5 protein-coding genes are annotated in these 1,917 nt (G+C 64.8%); all 5 read left to right on the top strand.

The genetic code is table 11. The annotated features are described in order from the left end of the window. A partial coding sequence (locus D7V88_RS43430; protein ID WP_158625276.1) for a hypothetical protein occupies nucleotides 1-424 on the top strand: 424 nt, incomplete at its 5' end. A gap of 85 nt (nucleotides 425-509) precedes the next feature. Then, nucleotides 510-851 (top strand): hypothetical protein, encoded by a 342-nt coding sequence (locus D7V88_RS42815; RefSeq protein WP_147449135.1) that lies wholly within the window; start codon nucleotides 510-512, stop codon nucleotides 849-851. Continuing rightward, nucleotides 811-1,125, top strand: coding sequence for a hypothetical protein (locus D7V88_RS41065; RefSeq protein WP_120545903.1), 315 nt, complete (start codon nucleotides 811-813; stop codon nucleotides 1,123-1,125). Before D7V88_RS42815 ends, D7V88_RS41065 begins: the two co-directional genes overlap by 41 nt. A 12-nt stretch (nucleotides 1,126-1,137) precedes the next feature. Continuing rightward, entirely contained in the window at nucleotides 1,138-1,506 is a 369-nt protein-coding gene (locus D7V88_RS41060) for a hypothetical protein (RefSeq protein WP_120545902.1), read from the top strand. Further along, nucleotides 1,493-1,917: hypothetical protein (locus tag D7V88_RS41055; protein WP_147449134.1), on the top strand; the 425-nt coding region annotated here is incomplete at its 3' end. The genes D7V88_RS41060 and D7V88_RS41055, both read left to right, overlap by 14 nt.

Below are 1,917 nucleotides of genomic sequence, written 5' to 3'. Positions count from 1 at the left end.
GCGCTCGGAGAAGCGCCAGACGCGACGCGAGTACATCCGCGGTGTCTTGTCCCGGCATGCCTTCACACTGCTTCAGAGGACGGACCTTCCGAAGGCCTCGCTTCCCGTTTACCCGGCGGAGTTGCCCGATGAGGCTCCCAGGCGGACGACAGTTCCGATTCCTGTGAGGCTCAAACGCTTCATCGACGAACGCATGAACGAGCCGGCGGCGTTGAAGGAGGCGGACATTGCCTCCCAGGCTCTCCAGGACATCGGGACGTACTTCGACCTGCCCAGTGACCAACGGCTCGTCCTCGAAAGCGAGCGACGGTTGCTGGCGAAGCAGGTTCGAAGCCTTGTCGAGGACGATGAAATGACCCACCGAGAGCACCTCCGGGCGATTTTCTCGGATTACGTAAAGGCGTTGCAAGCCCCAAAGGCTTAGCAGCGATGTCGCTATGGGATTGCGTATCAGGGCACGGCGTCCATCGAGGGCGCCCCACACCACCCTCTGGGTGAATCTGTCCCTCTTGCCGCTTCCCGAGCGCCTTTTCGCCTCGCTCCTGGTGGTGTCTTCCTTTGCGCCGGTATGTGCCGGCGTCTATGCGCAGTGGGTGGATCCACACGGTGCAACCGTGCTCGGCATCCTCGGCCGTCACCCCGTCGGGCTCTGGCTCGCGGTGACAGTCGTCATCCTCGCTGCTCTCGCTGTGCTGGAGCCCCCGCGCCGCCTCGATGCGCGCGGATGGCTCGCGCAGCTTCGGGCGCGCAGCGCTCGTGCAAAGGCCACCTACGACGCCGGTTTGCGGCGTCTTACCGAGGAGCAACACCGTGCAGTCCAATCCCACGAAGAAGAAGAACAGCAGCAGTGAAGTCACCCGCGCCTTCCGCACCCTGAAGGCGACGCTGGCCCTCTACGCCCTCACCTTCGCCATGCCCGCCCATGCGTACCTGGGTGAGAAGATGGTGCTGTGGGCGAGGACGAACATCATCCTGCCCCTCGGCTTCCTCATGATTCTCGTCGCGGTCGGCGCGGCCATCTTCAAGCCGCAGTTCGCGACCGCCGCGACCTACACCGTGATTGCCGTCATCGTGATGATGTTGCTGATGTCGTCAGGAACGCAGATCATGGCAGCCATGCAGTAGGCCGGGCTCTCCATGCGGGCGCCCGTCTATCGGGACGTTGAGGTCCGGGAGACCATCCTGGGCCTCGCTTTTCCCAGTGAAGCACTCGTCGTCTTGGGATTCACCTACCTGCCGCTGGCTGTCCTGGACAGCGCCCTCGGCTCGCTTGCGGCTCTCGTCGCTTCGTACATCGGGATTCGGGCGCTGACCTACGGCCGGCCGCCTCAGTACCTCCAGCACCTGGTGGCCTTTCACGTGCGCCGTCTCTCGGGTGGCCGCATCAGCGCCGCCAACAGGGCCCGCCACAAGGCGTTCCCTGTCACGGCCATCCCGCCGTGGGTCCACCTGCATTCGCGCGTGCAGACGTCTGCGCGCAGGAGTCCTCCGGATGAGCCTCGCTGACCACATCCCCATGTGGGCCTGTATCCGTGAGCAGGAAGTCACCGCAGTGGTGACTCCGGCCATGGACTACGTCGGGGGGTTCGAGTTGCAGCCCCGCGACATCACCTACGAATCCGCGGAAGGAATCGAAGAGTTTGGCGAGGCGCTGCGAAGCTTCCTCGCCTCGGTAGAGGACGAGGCGGTGCTCCGCTTCGTCTACCGCGTGGACGGCGACTGTCGGGAGCGGGTGGACGCGCACGAATCCATCCTGGCTCAGACGACGGAACCGCTCCTCCAGCAGTACGTGGCGGGGCACCTGGCGTGGCTGCGGCAGCAACCGATGCGAAGGGTGCGGCTCTACATCTTCTTCTGTCTCAAGGGCCCCACCCACGCCCTTGCACGTGGCGCACTCGGCCGCCTTCTGCCCTTCCC

Source organism: Corallococcus terminator, assembly GCF_003611635.1.
GTDB lineage: Bacteria > Myxococcota > Myxococcia > Myxococcales > Myxococcaceae > Corallococcus > Corallococcus terminator.
This window is presented reverse-complemented; position numbering and strand designations above follow the sequence as displayed.